The 15337-nt window shown below is 70.1% G+C and carries 12 protein-coding genes; 3 read left to right on the top strand and 9 right to left on the bottom strand.

The genetic code is table 11. The features are described from left to right. Window positions 1–333 precede the first annotated feature (333 nt). The 5 genes from lnt to QE449_RS12185 form a co-directional block, all read right to left on the bottom strand. Window positions 334–1914 carry an apolipoprotein N-acyltransferase gene (gene lnt, locus QE449_RS12205; RefSeq protein WP_307108888.1) on the bottom strand — a complete coding sequence of 527 codons (1581 nt, stop codon included), beginning with the start codon at window positions 1912–1914 and terminating at the stop codon, window positions 334–336. Further along, a complete protein-coding gene (locus QE449_RS12200) occupies window positions 1911–3500 on the bottom strand; it encodes an amidohydrolase (RefSeq protein WP_307108887.1) in 1590 nt (529 codons plus the stop codon). The genes lnt and QE449_RS12200 overlap by 4 nt, the downstream gene beginning before the upstream one ends. A 43-nt stretch (window positions 3501–3543) precedes the next feature. Then, window positions 3544–4080 carry an FxsA family protein gene (locus QE449_RS12195; protein ID WP_056444519.1) on the bottom strand — a complete coding sequence of 179 codons (537 nt, stop codon included), beginning with the start codon at window positions 4078–4080 and terminating at the stop codon, window positions 3544–3546. Between the two features lie 77 nt (window positions 4081–4157). Continuing rightward, window positions 4158–4820: a response regulator transcription factor gene (locus QE449_RS12190; protein ID WP_056444522.1), complete on the bottom strand. Its 663-nt coding sequence runs from the start codon at window positions 4818–4820 to the stop codon at window positions 4158–4160. A 10-nt stretch (window positions 4821–4830) separates the two neighbouring features. Beyond that, window positions 4831–6036 (bottom strand): sensor histidine kinase, encoded by a 1206-nt coding sequence (locus QE449_RS12185; protein ID WP_307108886.1) that lies wholly within the window; start codon window positions 6034–6036, stop codon window positions 4831–4833. 43 nt (window positions 6037–6079) lie between these two features. Between QE449_RS12185 and QE449_RS12180 the strand changes: the two genes are divergently transcribed. Genes QE449_RS12180 through QE449_RS12170 form a run of 3 tightly spaced genes read left to right on the top strand, consistent with a single transcriptional unit; the run spans window position 6080 to window position 9775 of the window. After that, window positions 6080–6847, top strand: a complete 768-nt coding sequence (locus QE449_RS12180; RefSeq protein WP_056445145.1) for a TSUP family transporter — start codon at window positions 6080–6082, stop codon at window positions 6845–6847. Between the two features lie 10 nt (window positions 6848–6857). Further along, complete coding sequence (locus QE449_RS12175) at window positions 6858–8384, top strand: TldD/PmbA family protein (RefSeq protein ID WP_222637525.1); 1527 nt, start codon at window positions 6858–6860, stop codon at window positions 8382–8384. Beyond that, on the top strand, window positions 8381–9775 hold the full coding sequence (locus QE449_RS12170) for a metallopeptidase TldD-related protein (RefSeq protein WP_307108885.1): 1395 nt from the start codon (window positions 8381–8383) through the stop codon (window positions 9773–9775). The genes QE449_RS12175 and QE449_RS12170 overlap by 4 nt, the downstream gene beginning before the upstream one ends. Window positions 9776–9783: 8 nt before the next feature. Here the strand turns inward: QE449_RS12170 and QE449_RS12165 are convergent, their stop codons facing one another. The 4 genes from QE449_RS12165 to cobN all read right to left on the bottom strand — a co-directional run bounded on the left by QE449_RS12165 (window position 9784) and on the right by cobN (window position 15307). Beyond that, window positions 9784–10143: an HNH endonuclease signature motif containing protein gene (locus tag QE449_RS12165; RefSeq protein ID WP_307108884.1), complete on the bottom strand. Its 360-nt coding sequence runs from the start codon at window positions 10141–10143 to the stop codon at window positions 9784–9786. Window positions 10144–10179: 36 nt separating this feature from the next. Next, complete coding sequence (locus tag QE449_RS12160; protein ID WP_307108883.1) at window positions 10180–11190, bottom strand: hypothetical protein; 1011 nt, start codon at window positions 11188–11190, stop codon at window positions 10180–10182. 81 nt (window positions 11191–11271) lie between these two features. Next, the gene (locus QE449_RS12155) at window positions 11272–11652 is read right to left on the bottom strand and encodes a PPOX class F420-dependent oxidoreductase (protein ID WP_222648929.1); all 381 of its coding nucleotides are present in this window, start codon (window positions 11650–11652) and stop codon (window positions 11272–11274) included. A gap of 19 nt (window positions 11653–11671) precedes the next feature. Continuing rightward, window positions 11672–15307, bottom strand: a complete 3636-nt coding sequence (gene cobN / locus QE449_RS12150) for a cobaltochelatase subunit CobN (RefSeq protein ID WP_307108882.1) — start codon at window positions 15305–15307, stop codon at window positions 11672–11674. Window positions 15308–15337: the final 30 nt, after the last annotated feature.

Here is a 15337-nt window from a genome sequence, read left to right as displayed (position 1 = left end):
GCTCCTCCTCGTCGGTCCCGTGGCCGAGGAGCGGTCCTGCTCCCCGGGCTGTGCGAGACGACGCACACTTCCACCGAACGGACGCAGAGAGCATCGACGCCGCGGCCGATTCGGCCGCACGTCTACGTGCTGTGTGTGACTTCCGGTGTCCCCGACCGTGGTCGCACTCTGTACTGAGCTGTATGTGGCATTCGCTCAACCACCCGCCGTGGATGGGTGAGACTTACCAACTTCTCGGTTTGCGGACCCGAAACGTTACGTCCATCGCGGTGACAGATCACGAAAAGTGCGGAAAGACCGCCCCGACCAGCGGACGCGGAGCCGTGTGCCCGGTCAGCGGGCCCGGCGCCGTCGAACGTTCGGTATCGTGGCGCCGATCACACTCAGGACGCCGAGGGCCACGAACACGTACTCGACGGTGGATCCCAGCCGTGTCGCGAGTGTGGTGTCGGTGCGCAGACCCACCGTGGCGACCAGATGGTCGGCGTCGAAGAGAGCGGTTCGCGAGGTCACGGAACCGTCGGGCGCGATGACGGCGCTGACCCCGCTGGTGGCGGCGACCACGACGGTCCTCGAGTGCTCCACCGCCCGGACTCGCGACATGGCCAGCTGCTGGTAGGTCATCTCCGTGTCGCCGAAGGTCGCGTTGTTGGTGGGCACCGCGAGAATCTGGGCGCCGGCGCGCACCGCCTCGGTGGGTGCGCGGTCGAAGGCCACCTCGTAGCAGGTCGCGACTCCCACGGCGAGAGCCCGCTGCTCGCGATCCGTGCCGGCGGGCACGTGCACGACGCCGTCGCCGTCGCCGGGCACGAAGTTGCCCGCCGAGTCGGCGTACGAGGAGAACAGCCGGAAGAAGCTGCGGTACGGCAGATACTCCCCGAACGGTTGGACGATCTTCTTGTCGTGGCGCTCCCCCGGTCCGGCGGCTCTGTCCCAGGCGATGACCGAGTTGGTGGAGGTGCCGTCGGCATTCGACAGCACCGCGCCCACGAGAATCGGTGCGTCGATCCGGACGGAGGCGGCCGTGATCTCGGCCGCTGCGGTCGCGTCGCGGGTGGGATCGACGTCCGACGCGTTCTCCGGCCAGATGACGACGTCGGGCTTCGGGGTCCGCCCCGCCTCGACCTCCTCCGCCAGCCGGAGAGTCTCGTTCACGTGATTGTCGAGCACCTGGCGGCGTTGCGCGTTGAAGTCGAGGCCCAGCCGGGGAACGCTGCCCTGGATGGCCGCGATGGTGATCGTGTCGTCACCGTCCTGTGGACCCGCGAGCGTGGGGCGCACGGCGAGTGCGACGACCGGCGCCACGGCGGCGAGCGCGACCAGCCCGGCGACCGAGGTGACGGCGAAGCCGGTGCGCACCGTCCTGCACAGCAGCGTCAGGCACACACCGATCAGTGCCACCGCGGCGCTGAGCAGCGGGGCGCCGCCGAGTGCGGCCAGCGGAAGCAGGGGTGACTCGGACTGACCGAAGGCCAGACGGCCCCAGGGGAATCCGCCGAACGGGACCGTGCTGCGCAACCACTCCGTCAGTGACCACACCATGGTGATCCACACCGCGGTGAGCGGCAGGCGGGACACCACCACGGCGAGCAGTCCGAACAGACCGAGGAACAGTGACTCCGCGACGGCAAGCGCGATCCACGGCAGCGGTCCGACGTACACGCCGATCCACGGGAGCAGCGGCAGGAAGAAGCCGAGGCCGAAGGCGAACCCGTACAGGAAGCCGCCCTTCAGCGACAGGGCGCGCGCCGGATCGTCGACCCGCCGCTCGGTCACGACGAACGTGACGAGCGCCAGGGCGACGGGCGCGAGAAACCAGAGTGATCGCGGTGGGAACGACGCGAACAGGAGCGCGCCGGCGCCGGCCGAGAGAGCGAGCCGCGCGGGTGGGATCAGTCGAGCGGGAACGCTCACGCGCGGTACACCGTGGTGCCGCGGTGCACGGTCTCCAGGCACACCGGGTCCGGCGCCTCGGGATCGAGGCGAGGCAGGGCCGGAACTCGTGACCGCGGGTCGGTGGACCAGCGCTGCACCGAGTCCCGTGGTGCGCTCACGACCAGTTCCGCGGCGTCCCACACCGCATAGCTGGCCGGCGCGCCCGGCACCAGCGTGCCGGCCAGGCCGTCGCGTACTCCCCCGGCGCGCCAGGCGCCGCGCGTCGCCGCGGAGAACGCGGCGCGGGGCGAGACGGCACTGCCCGGTGTGCGGTGGTTGACCGCTCCGCGGACACCGCGCCAGGGCTCGAGCGGCGTGACGGGTGCGTCCGACCCGATGGCCAGCGACACCCCGGCGGACGCCATCATCGCCAGCGGGTTGAGTGCGCGAGCGCGCTCCGCGCCGAGTCGGGTGGCGTACAGGCCCTCCTCACCGCCCCAGTAGGTGTCGAACACCGGTTGCACGCTCGCGATGACACCCCACGCCGCGAGGGCGTCGGCCTGCTCGGACGACACCATCTCGATGTGCTCGAGGCGATGGCCGCGAGACGCCACGGCGGGGCCGCCGAGCTCGGCCACGACCCGCCCGAACGCCTCGACCACGGCACTGGTGGCGGCGTCGCCGATGACGTGGAAGCCGGCCTGGATCCCGGCCCGCGTGCAGGCAGAGACGTGCGCCGCGATCACGTCGACGTCGAGATACGAACGGCCGCAACCGGAGTGGTCGGCATAGTGGTCGTGCAGCCAGGCGGTGTGCGAGCCGATCGAACCGTCGACGAAGAGGTCGCCGCCCAGGGCGTGCGCGCCGGTCGCGGCCAGGAGTGCCGTCGCCTCGTCCGGGGTCGAGACGGCCTCGCCCCAGTAGGCGCGCACCTCGACGCCGTGCTCGAGGGCGAGGAGTTCGGCCAGGTCGACGCGGCCGGAGATGTCGGGGCCGGCGCACTCGTGCACGGCGGCGACCCCGTGCGCGGCAGCATGATCGAGCGCGGCGACGCGGGCGCGGTGCCGGCCCGCGGGGCTCAGCAGGTCCAGCGCCCGGGTGCGCACGGCATGGTGCGCCTCCGCGACGAGCGGCCGTTGCGGATCTGCGGTGGCGACCACGTCCCCGGCGGCGCGACGCAGCACCGTCGAGCACGCCGCGGAGTGCGCGTCGATGCGCGAGAGGTACACGGCCCGTCCGGGTGCTGCGGCGTCGAGCTCCGCGGTGGTGGGGCCGCGCCCCTCCGGCCACGTCGACTCGTCCCAGTTCTGTCCCCAGATCAGGGTGCCCCCGTCCTCGGCCGCGTACGCGGCGAGAGCGCGCAGGCACTCGTCGAGAGACCGAGCGCCGCTCAGATCGAGTCCGATGAGCGCCAGACCTGTCGCGGTGGTGTGGACATGGGTGTCCACGAACGCGGGAGTCACGAACTCCCCGTTCAGTTCCACCACCTCGGCGTCGGGATGCAGCGCCCGCGCGGGGCGATCCTCACCGATCCAGACGACGGTGCCGTCGGTGACGGCCATGGCTGTCGCGTCGGGCGCGGACGGGCTGTAGATCCGTCCGCCGACCAGCAGATGCGTACTCACGCTCGCCAGTGTGCCCGGTGTCGGGCGGCCGGGGTGTCGGGGGTCAGCGCTCGTCGCGGCCGGTGGTGCCGTCGATCACACCGCGGGTGTCGCGAGGGGCCGAATTCCCGCGGTCCGGCATCACGTCGCCGTCGATGACCACGTGACCGGCCCCGAATCCCTGCGGCCCGAATCCCTGCGGCCCGAATCCACCGGGCGGGAACGTACGGCCCGAGGCCACGGCCGTCTCGACGCGCCGGGCGGCGGACCGCGCGATGACCGGACGAAGCAGCGCGCGGGTCAGCGGGATCATCAGCAGCAGGCCGAGGACGCTCGAGACGAGACCGGGGATCGTCAGCAGGACCGAGCCGAGGGCCACGAGCGCACCGTCCGCGACCGCGCCGCCGGGTGAGCGGCGTCCGGCGTTGGCCGAGCGCAGTTCCGAGAGCACGCGCCGCCCCTGGGAGCGGATCGCGACCATGCCCATTGCGGACAGTGCGATCACCACGAACACCGTCCACAGGATGCCGATCGCCGAGCCGAGCCACACGAGGGCGCTGATCTCGACGACGAGGTAGAGGAAGAAGTAGAGCAGTGGCATCGCGGGAGTCCTTTCGGCGACTGGTCGAACCCGTCTGCCGTGTCAACGCGCGACCGCCTCGTTTTTCTCCCGGCCGGTCAGGCGCCCGGAGTGACCAGTCCGAGCTCGTAGGCGAGCACGACGGCCTGGACGCGATCGCGCAGCCCGAGCTTGGTGAGCATGCGGCCGACGTGGGTCTTGACGGTCGCCTCGGACAGGAACAGCTCACCCGCGATCTCGGCGTTCGACTTGCCGGCGGCGATGAGCAGCAGCACCTCGCGCTCACGGTCGGTCAGCGACTCGACGGCTGCCGATCGTCCGGGAACATCGCGCGGTTGCCCGGCGACGATGCGGGAGAGCAGACGTCGGGTCACCCGCGGCGAGACGACGGCGTCCCCTGCCGCCACGCTGCGGATCGCGGACACGAGGTCCTCCGGAGGCGTGTCCTTGAGGAGGAATCCGCTGGCACCGGCACGCAGTGCGCCCAGGGCGTGTTCGTCCAGGTCGAAGGTCGTCATGACGATGACCCGCACCTCGGGTTGCGCCGCGATGATGCGTTCGGTGGCCGAGACACCGTCGATACCGGGCATGCGGACGTCCATCAGCACGACGTCCGGTTCGAGGCGCGCGGCCGCGGCGATCGCGGTGGCACCGTCGGGCACGTCGCCCACCACGTCGATGTCGGGCTGCGCGCCGAGAACCATCGACAGACCCATGCGCATCAGTTCCTGATCGTCGACCAGGAGCACCGAGATGGACACGGGAGACAACCTAGCGGTCCGGGTGGTCCTGGTCGACGCCCAGCGCGGCCTTCAGTTCGAGGGGCAGCGTCGCGGCCACGCGCCACCGGCCGCCCGGCAGCGGACCGGCGCGGAGCTCTCCGCCCAGCACGGCGACACGTTCGCGCATGCCGATGACGCCGAAGCCGCTGGTGGTGGGTGCGGCGTGGATGTCGACGGCCGGGCCGGTGTCGTCCGAGGAATTGATCACCGACACCGTCACCGCGGACGGTTCGCGTCGCACGGCCACCACGGCTCGGGGCCGCTCGCCGCCGTGGCGCAGCACGTTGGTGAGCGATTCCTGCACCAGCCGGTGCACCCCGAGCGACACCGCCGGCGGCAGGTCGTCGAGTTCGCCGGTCTGCTCGATCGACACCCGCAGACCGGCGGCCCGCATCAACTCCACGATCTTGGCGAGGGCCGCGGTGCCGTACTCGGGGTGGGACTCGGACGACTCGTCGGTCCGTAACAGCGACACCGTGCGTCGGAGTTCGGTGAGTGCGGAGCGGCCGGTCGCGGAGATGTTCGCGAGTGCCGCCGCGGCCCGCTCCGGATCCGACCGCAGCGCGTAGGACGCCCCGTCCGCCTGCACGATCATGACGCTCACCGCGTGGGCCACCACGTCGTGCAGTTCGCGGGCGATGCGGGTGCGCTCGGCGGACACCGCCTCGACGGCGCGTCGGTCACGATCGGATTCGGCGACGGCGAGCCGTGCGCTGACCTCGGCGACGTAGGCCCGGCGAGTCCCGAGGAACTCCGCCGTGATGTAGGCCAGGGCGTAGAGGAGGACGAAGAAGATGGTGGAGGTCCAGTCGGACCCGAGCACGAGCCGCACGACGACGATGTCGGCCGCGAGGCCCAGCGCGAAGAGCAGGGTCGTGCGCCGGTCGGTGTACACGGCCAGCGTGTAGAGCATCACCACGAAGCCGAGCTGCCCGGGCGGCAGCGTGCGCGGTTCTTCCGACGCCCACACCATCAGAGTCGCGACCTGGCCGAGTGCGAGCGCCGTCCAGGCGGCGGCCACCGGGTAGCGGCGGCGCCAGGCGATCGGCGTGGACACGGCGACCGCCATCGCCACGTAGACGAGGGGCTGCTGCACGGCAGCCACGGCCGTGAGCTCGATGAGGAAGAGTGACACCGCCAGCGCACAGTCGACCGCGAACGGACGGTGGCGGAGCCATTCGCTGAATCGGCGCATCGTGGTCGAAGCGTAGCGCGGGAGCTGTGATCGAATGTCCGCCATGGGTGCTGGTGACTGGTCGGTGTTGCTGGCTGCCGCGCTGGCGGCGGGCTGGGTGGACGCCGTGGTCGGTGGCGGCGGGCTCATCCTGTTGCCCGCACTCCTGTTGGTCACGCCGGCGGCCACGACCCAGCAGACGGTGCTGGCCACCAACAAGCTGGCCTCCGTTGCCGGCACCACCGCCGCGGTGCTGACCTTCTCCCGCAAGGTCCCGATGAACTGGCGGCTCCTCGCACCCGCCGGAGTGGTGGCCGCGGTCGGCGCGGCGTTCGGCGCCGCCACCGTCAGCCTCATCGACAAGGACCTCTTCATCCCCATCGTGCTGGTGGTGCTGGTCGGCGTCGCGGTGCTGGTGACGCTGCGCCCCACCGTCGGCGTCGTGGTGGGTGATCCGCCGACGCGCCGCCGCATCACCATCGTGGTGGTGGTGGCCGCCGTCGCCATCGGGTTCTACGACGGCATCCTCGGTCCGGGCACCGGCACCTTCCTCATCATCACGTTCGCCACCCTGCTCGGCACCGAGTTCGTGCGCAGCGCGGCGATGGCGAAGGTGCTGAATCTGGGATCCAACATCGGCGCCCTCCTGTACTTCTCGGCGACCGACGACGTCCTGTGGTTGCTCGGCCTCGCCATGGCCGTCGCGAACGTCGCGGGCTCGCTGGTCGGCTCACGCATGGCGATCTCGCGGGGCGCCGGGTTCGTGCGCATCGTGTTGCTGGTGGTGGTGTTCGCGCTCGTCATCCGACTCGGGTGGCAACAGTTCGGCTAGCGTCACCGATGTGAGAGACGTCGACAGCGATTTCGTCGCCCTGCCACTGCACGCGCTCGCGGATGCGGCGCTGACAGCGGCACGTGCGTCCGGTGCCACGCATGCGGATCTGCGGGTGCATCGCTTGCGGACGCAGTCGCTCGCTCTCCGCGACGGCGAGGTGCAGTCGAGTGTCGAGGCGACGACGCTCGGCCTCGCGGTCCGGGTGATCGTCGACGGCACCTGGGGCTTCGCGTCCGGCGCGGTGCTGTCGGTGGACGAGGCCGTCTCCGTCACCTCGCGCGCCGTGCTCGTCGCGCAGGCGTTGCGCGACCTGAACCGGGATCCCGTCGTGCTCGCCTCCGAGCCGGTGTACGAGAACGTGTCGTGGGTGTCGGACTACGAGATCGATCCCTTCGACGTCCCCACCACCGACAAGGTCGATCTGCTGGGCGAGTACTCCGGCCGTCTGCTGGCCTCGGACGGCGTCGACCACGTGAGTGCCTCCGTGCTGCAGGTCAAGGAGCAGTCGTTCTACGCCGACCTCGCCGGGTCGCGCATCACGCAGCAACGGGTGCGACTCCACCCGCAGATCGACGCCGTGTCCGTCGATTCCGCGTCGGGTGGCTTCGATTCGATGCGCACCCTCGCTCCCCCGACGGGACGTGGCTGGGAGTACCTGACCTCCGACGGGACCGGCGCCGACGGACTGTGGGACTGGGACGACGAACTCTCGCGCATCCCCGACTGGCTCGCCGAGAAGACGAAGGCCCCCGGCGTGGAGCCGGGTCTCACCGATCTGGTGATCGACCCGACCAACCTGTGGCTCACCATCCACGAGTCCATCGGCCACGCCACGGAATACGACCGAGCCATCGGCTACGAGGCCGCCTACGCCGGAACGTCCTTCGCGACGCCCGACCAGCTCGGCACGCTGCGCTACGGCAGTGAGTCGATGCACGTGACCGCCGACCGCACCGAACGCCACGGGTTGTCCAGCATCGGGTGGGACGACGACGGCGTGGCCTCGCAGTCGTGGGATCTGGTGCGCGACGGGGTTCTCGTCGGCTACCAGCTCGACAGAGTGTTCGCCCCCCGCCTCGGGCTCGAGCGGTCGAACGGGTGCTCGTACGCGGACTCGCCCCACCACGTCCCGATCCAGCGGATGGCCAACGTCTCGCTGCAACCGGACCCGCACGTCGATCGCAGCGTGGACGATCTCATCGCCGACGTCGAGCACGGCGTCTATGTGGTGGGCGACAAGTCGTGGTCGATCGACATGCAGCGCTACAACTTCCAGTTCACCGGCCAGCGCTTCTTCCGCATCGAGAACGGGGCTCTCGCGGGCCAGGTCCGGGACCTGGCGTACCAGGCGACGACCACCGATTTCTGGGGCTCGATGGAGGCGGTGGGCGGACCGTCCACGTGGCGTCTGGGCGGCGCGTTCAACTGCGGCAAGGCGCAGCCCGGTCAGGTGGCGGCGGTGTCGCACGGCTGCCCCGCTGCTCTCTTCCGTTCGGTCAACGTCCTCAATACGCGAACGGAGGCGGGTCAGTGAGCGTCAGCACTCCCCTCGGCGGCCACGATCTGGTGGAGCGTGCGCTGTCGTACGCCACCGTCTCGGACACCGTCGTGATCGTCGCCGACATCTCGGAGGCATCCCTGCGGTGGGCCGGGAACTCGATGACCACCAACGGCGTGGGTGACTCGAGGTCCTGGACCGTCGTCTCGATCGTGCGGGACGGCACGGCGGCGCGGGTGGGAACGGTCTCGTCCACGAGCATGGATCCGGATGATGTGGCCGGCGTCGTGGCAGCCGCCGAGGACGCCGCTCGTGTGGCTCAGCCCGCCACCGATGCGATGCCCCTCGTCGAGGGCGCCCCGACGCCGGACTCCGGCTGGGGCGACGTCCCGCTCCGCACGGGGATCGACGTGTTCGACTCCGTGGTACCCGGCCTGGCGCGGGGATTCGACGGAGCCGATGCGTTGTACGGCTTCGCGCATCACACGGTCCGTACCGTGTGGCTGGGCACGTCCACCGGGGTGCGGCGGCGCGTCGTCGAACCTGTCGGGTCGCTCGAGATCAACGGTAAGAGGGGTGGTCTCTCGGGCGGTGCCAGTGCCTGGGTGGGCACCGGTACCCGAGACTTCCGCGACATCGATCTGGATGCGTCCCTGGCCGAACTGACTCGCCGGCTCGACTGGTCCGCCCGGACCGTCGACCTTCCCGCGGGACGCTACGAGACGATCCTCCCACCGTCCGCGGTCGCCGATCTGATGATCGATCTGCTGTGGTCGATGGACGGCCGGGGCGCGCAGGAGGGCCGCACCGCCCTGTCCGCTCCCGGCGGCGGCACCCGCGTCGGTGAGGTGCTCGGACACCTCGGTCTCACGCTGTACTCCGACCCGTCCGAGAACGGCCTCGAGTACGCCCCATTCGTGGTCACCGGATCCTCGAGCGACGCGGTGTCGGTGTTCGACAACGGAATGGACGCCGGCCGCACCGACTGGATCCGCGACGGTGCAATCACCTCCCTTGCCTACCCGCGTTCCGCCGCAGCAGAATTCGGGACCACACCCACTGTGCCCGGCGACAACCTCGTCATGGTGGGCGGCGCCGGCGGTTCCGTCGACGACCTCGTCGCGCGCACCGAACGAGGACTCTTGTTGACGACGCTCTGGTACATCCGCGAGGTGGACCCGACGACCATGCTCCTCACCGGGTTGACGCGGGACGGCGTCTACCTGGTCGAGGACGGCCGGGTGACTGCTGCCGTGAACAACTTCCGGTTCAACGAGAGCCCGCTCGACATCCTGCGCCGCGCGACAGAGGCGGGTACGACCGTTCCCACCCTGCCGCGTGAGTGGTCGGACTGGTTCACCCGCGCAGCGATGCCCCCGATGCGGATCCCCGACTTCCACATGTCGTCCGTGAGCGCGGCCCAGTAGGAGGGGCCTCACTCGCCGGGTGCGGTGAAGTAGTCGGTGCCGTGCGAGTCGCGGACATGGACGATCCCGTCCCGGAGCATGCGGTGGTGCCACTGCCGCCGGGTCTTCAGGCCGTGGTGCCGACGGCACAGCGGCGCGAGGTTGCCGGTGACGGTCCAGCCGCCTCTCTCCGGGTCGGTGTGGTCGAACGGGACGACATGGTCGAGGTCGCAGTCCGCACTCGGCACAGCACACCCCGGATGGATACATGTCGGATACAGGGCTGTCACCAGGGCGGCGATCGCCTCGGACGGCCGGTACGTCAACGCCCCGGCCGGGGGTACGGCGAAGCCCCCGTGGCCGTCGGGGTTGGCGACGGCACGGTCCACCGCCGATGGTGCGAGCGCGCGAAGGTACTCGACCTGCTAGCTGGCTTTTCGGGCTGTCGTGCTGCCCAGTTTCCCCGTGGTCGGTGTCCACCCTGCGGGCATGCGGCGGGTGCGGCGGACTTCCCGCCCGGCGGCGGGCATCGGCGGGCCCGGTGGTTCGGAGTCGGTCGGCGGGTCGTGCTCCGGGCATCGGCACCTGCACCCCGCCCGCGGTTCCGCGACCTCCGCGGCGGTGATCATCGCCTGCCACGTCGCATCCCCGGCAATTCTCCGGGCTATATCAGCTGGTACCGGTCCCCAGCCGACGAGGTGGCCGGGTTCCCCCGCCAACCCTGCTGCGGTGGCAGCATCGAGGACGATCACGGCACGGGCCGGCGTACCCGAAACGGCCCCGGTCAAGAGCGCGTGCGCGGCGTCGAACAACCGAGCCGGCAACGACGTCGGATCGGTCACCCCGCGTGCGGCGGCAGCGGCGATGTTCCGCCACAGTGCGGCGACTTTGTCGGCCGGACCACGGATCTTCAGCTCGGCCTGATCGCGCGGGAGCTTGCGCACCGTCGCCGACCGCTCCAATGCTGCCCGTTCACGGATGATGCGGTGCCAGTCAGCGTCGAAGTCGGCGAGGATCCGGTCGATCGCCGACGCGACCGCACCCGGCGTGCACCGGGCTGCGACAGCAATGACCCGCTGCAGTAATGCTTCGGTCGCATGATGGAACCCGGCCAGGGATCGGCAGACCGTGCGGAACGCCGCGTACGCCAACCGGCCCGCATCGAACGCTTCCTGCACCGCAGGACGGGCGGTGCGAATCAAAAACAGCCACTCCGTGACAGTGCTGGTGGACACCGACAGCGCCGACGCGACCTCCGCGACCGCGCATGCTTCGGCGGCGTCGGCGTCGAATACCCCACCGGTCGCGAGCACGGCGGGGCGTCGGGACTCGGAGTGGATGTAGGAGCACGACGCGGCGACGGTGCGGGCGAACGAGGCCTGGGCGTCGACCTTCGCCGACACCAACACATCGACGGAAACTGGTGCGTCGTACACGAATTCACCCCCCGGTGATGCCCCGATCAGGCCGCCCCCCGACGACCTGAACAGACAGTAGCCGACACCACCGACACGGAGTCAGGCCGCGCGTAACGCCAACCCGACGGTGCTGCTCTTGCCCTTGAACAGGGAGCTCATCGTGACGGCGATGCGGCCGGTGATGCCGTACTTCTCGATCACCACGTCGCGGGTACGCGCGGTGCCGGCGTCGTCCAGCACCTCGGCGACAGCGTCCATGGCCGGGCCCACGTTCTTTCCACTGCGATCGCAGGTGGCCACCGTGACGCGGGGTGTATTGCGGATCCGCTTGACCTTCCACGACTCCCGCTGAGTCCACATGAGGAGCCGATCCCCGTCGAGGGCCGCCCAGATGGGTGTCGGCTTGGGGGTGCCGTCCTTGGTGAACGTGGTCAGGAGGACGTACTTCGCGGTGCCGACGTCACCGAACGGGTTGCTCATACGAGACAGGATAGGCCGGTCAGTCGCCCTCGAGCTCGCCTTCGCTCTCGAGGTAGGCCGCACGGAGGTCCGCGAGCACTGCCGGGTCCGGTTCCGCCCACATGCCGCGTTCCACGGCCTCGAGCAGTCGCTCGGAGATTCCGTGCAGCGCCCAGGGATTGGACGTCGACATGAACTTCCGATTGGTCTCGTCGAGGACGTACTCCTGCGTGAGCTTCTCGTACATCCAGTCCTGCACGACTCCCGTGGTGGCGTCGTACCCGAACAGGTAGTCGACCGTCGCGGCCATCTCGAATGCGCCCTTGTACCCGTGCCGCCGCATCGCGTCCATCCAGCGCGGGTTGACGACGCGCGCACGGAACACGCGGGACGTCTCCTCGTGCAGCGTGCGGGTGCGCACCGATTCCGGGCGGGTGCTGTCGCCGATGTACGCCTCGGGAGACGTGCCGGTGAGCGCACGCACGGTCGCCACCATGCCGCCGTGGTACTGGAAGTAGTCGTCGGAGTCGGCGATGTCGTGCTCGCGGGTGTCGGTGTTCTTCGCCGCCACCGCGATGCGCCGGTAGGACGAACGCATGTCGTCCGCTGCCGGGACGCCGTTCAGTCCGCGGCCGTACGCGAAGCCGCCCCACGTCGTGTAGACCTGCGCCAGATCCTCGTCACTGCGCCAGCTCTTGCTGTCGATCAACTGCAGCAGTCCGGCGCCGTACGTGCCGGGCTTGGATCCGAAGATGCGGGTGGTGGCTCGGCGGTCGTCGCCGTGCTCCGCGAGATCGGCCTGTGCGTGCGCACGCACGTAGTTCTGCTCGTCGGTCTCGTCCAGGCCCGCGACCATGCGGACGGCGTCGTCCATCATCGCGAGCACGTGCGGGAACGCGTCGCGGAAGAAGCCGGAGATGCGGACCGTCACGTCGATACGCGGCCGTTTCAGCTCGTCCAGAGCGATCGGTTCGAGGTGCGTGACGCGGCGCGACGCCTCGTCCCACACGGGCAGCACGCCGAGCAGTGCGAACACCTCGGCCACGTCGTCACCCGAGGTACGCATGGCGCTGGTCCCCCACACCGACAACCCGACAGAGCGCGGGTACTCGCCGTGATCCTGCAGGTAGCGGGCCACGAGCGACTCGGCCATCGCCTGGCCGGTCTCCCACGCGAGCCGCGACGGCACCGCCTTGGGGTCGACCGAGTAGAAGTTGCGGCCGGTCGGCAGCACATTGATGAGTCCACGCAGCGGCGACCCGCTGGGACCGGCCGGGATGAATCCGCCGTTCAGCGCATGCAGTACACGGTCGATCTCCTGGTCGGTTCCGCGCAGACGGGGAACCACCTCGGTGGCCGCGAAGCGGAGGATCTCGGCGACGGTGTCGGGCAGTCCCGCGGTGATGCCGTCGACGGCGTCCACCGACCAGTCGGCGCGGTGCAGTGCCGCAACGAGACCACGTGCCTGCTCCTCGACGGCATCGACCGACGTACGGGCCTCGTCGCCGTCCTCGCTGAGACCCAACGCTTCCCGCAGACCCGGAACGGTGCGCTCCCCACCCCACATCTGACGGGCCCGCAGCATGGCAAGCACGAGGTCGACCTCCGCCTCACCGCGCGGAGCCTGCCCGAGGACGTGGAGCCCGTCGCGGATCTGCACGTCCTTGATCTCGCACAGCCAGCCGTCGACGTGCAGCAGCATGTCGTCGAACACCTCTTCGTCGGGGCGTTCCTCCAGGCCGAGGTCCTTGTGCATCTGGGCCGCGGTCATGAGCGTCCAGATCTGCTGACGAATCGCCGGCAGTTTGGCCGGGTCCAGCGTCGAGATGTTCGAGTGCTCGTCGAGCAACTGCTCGAGGCGGGTGATGTCGCCGTAGCTCTCGGCGCGGGCCATCGGCGGGATGAGGTGGTCGACGAGAGTCGCGTGCGCGCGGCGCTTGGCCTGTGTCCCCTCGCCCGGGTCGTTGACCAGGAACGGGTAGATCAGTGGCAGATCGCCCAACGCGGCGTCGGTGCCGCACGAGGCGGACATGCCGAGAGTCTTGCCGGGCAACCACTCGAGGTTGCCGTGCTTGCCGAGGTGCACGACGGCGTCCGCGGCGAAACCGCCGTCCTCCTCCGGGGCCGCGAGCCAGCGGTAGGCGGCGAGGTAGTGGTGGCTGGGGGGAAGATCCGGATCGTGGTAGATCGCCACGGGGTTCTCGCCGAACCCGCGAGGCGGCTGCACCATGAGGACGACGTTGGAGAACCGCAGTGCGGCGATGACGATCTCGCCCTCCGGATCCGCCGAACGGTCGACGTACAGCTCGCCCGGTGCCTCGCCCCAGTGTTCGACGACGCCGGATCGCAGGTCCTCTGGCAGCGTGTCGAACCAGCGTCGGTAGCGCGCGGCCGAGATACGGATGGGGTTGCCCTCGAGTTGCTCGGCGGTGAGCCAGTCGGCGTCCTGCCCACCGGCGGCGATGAGCGCGTGGATGAGGGCGTCGCCGTCCTGCGCGGCGAGGCCGGGCACCGCGTCGTCACCGTCGACGGGTCCGATGTCGTAGCCCAACTCGCGCATCCGCGTCAGCAGACCGATCGCCGACGCCGGGGTGTCGAGTCCGACGGCGTTGCCGATGCGGGCGTGCTTGGTCGGGTACGCGGACAGCATCAGCGCAATGCGCTTGTCGGCTGCGGGAATTCGGCGCAGTCGAGCATGCCGGACCGCGATGCCGGCGACGCGTGCGCACCGCTCGTGGTCCGGCACGTACGTGCTCAGGCCGTCCGAGTCGATCTCCTTGAACGAGAACGGAACGGTGATGATGCGACCGTCGAACTCGGGCACCGCGACCTGGGTCGCGACGTCCAGCGGGGACATGCCGTCGTCGTTCGCGTCCCACATCGCGCGGGAGCTGGTGAGGCACAGGCCCTGCAGGATCGGCACGTTGAGCGCGGCGAGCTCGGCGACGTCCCAGGCCTCGTCGTCGCCACCGGCGCCCACGTTGGCGGGACGGGTTCCGCCGGCCGCGAGCACGGTGACCACCATGGAGTCGGCTTCGCGCAACGCCTCGAGCAGTTCGGGTTCCGCGCTGCGCAGCGACGCACAGTAGATCGGGAGCGCGCGGGCGCCCTTCGCCTCGATGGCGTCGCACAGGGCATGGATGTAGTCGACGTTGCCCGCGAGGTGCTGGGCTCGGTAGTACAGGACGGCGATCGTGGGCTCTGCCCCCGTGCGCCTTTCGCGTACCTCTGGATGCGCAAAAGGCGCACGGGTGCGCAGCACACCCCACGTCGGGAGATGGGCGGGCGGCTCGAATCCGTGACCGGTGAGCAGAACTGTGTCCGACAGGAACCACGACAGCTCGCGGAGGTTGTCCGCGCCGCCCTCGGCCAGGTACTGGTGCGCCTGCGCTGCCACATTCGCGGGAACCGTCGACAGTTCCATCAGCTCGGCATCAGGAGCCTGCTCGCCGCCCAGCATGACCACCGGAACGGGGCCGCGGAGCACCGCGTCGATACCGCTCTCCCACATCCGGCGCCCGCCGAGAATGCGCACGACCACCAGGTCGACACCGTCCATGAGCGTCGGCAGATCGGCGTCGACGAGGATGCGGGACGGGTTGGCCCAGCGGTACTCGGCGCCGGAGGCACGTGCGCTCAGCAGGTCGGTGTCGGATGTCGAGAGCAGCAAGATCACGGTGGTGGAGCCTTCCCTGGGGTTTTCGCG

The organism is Rhodococcus sp. SORGH_AS_0303 (assembly GCF_030819335.1).
Taxonomy (GTDB): Bacteria; Actinomycetota; Actinomycetes; order Mycobacteriales; family Mycobacteriaceae; genus Rhodococcoides.
This window is presented reverse-complemented; position numbering and strand designations above follow the sequence as displayed.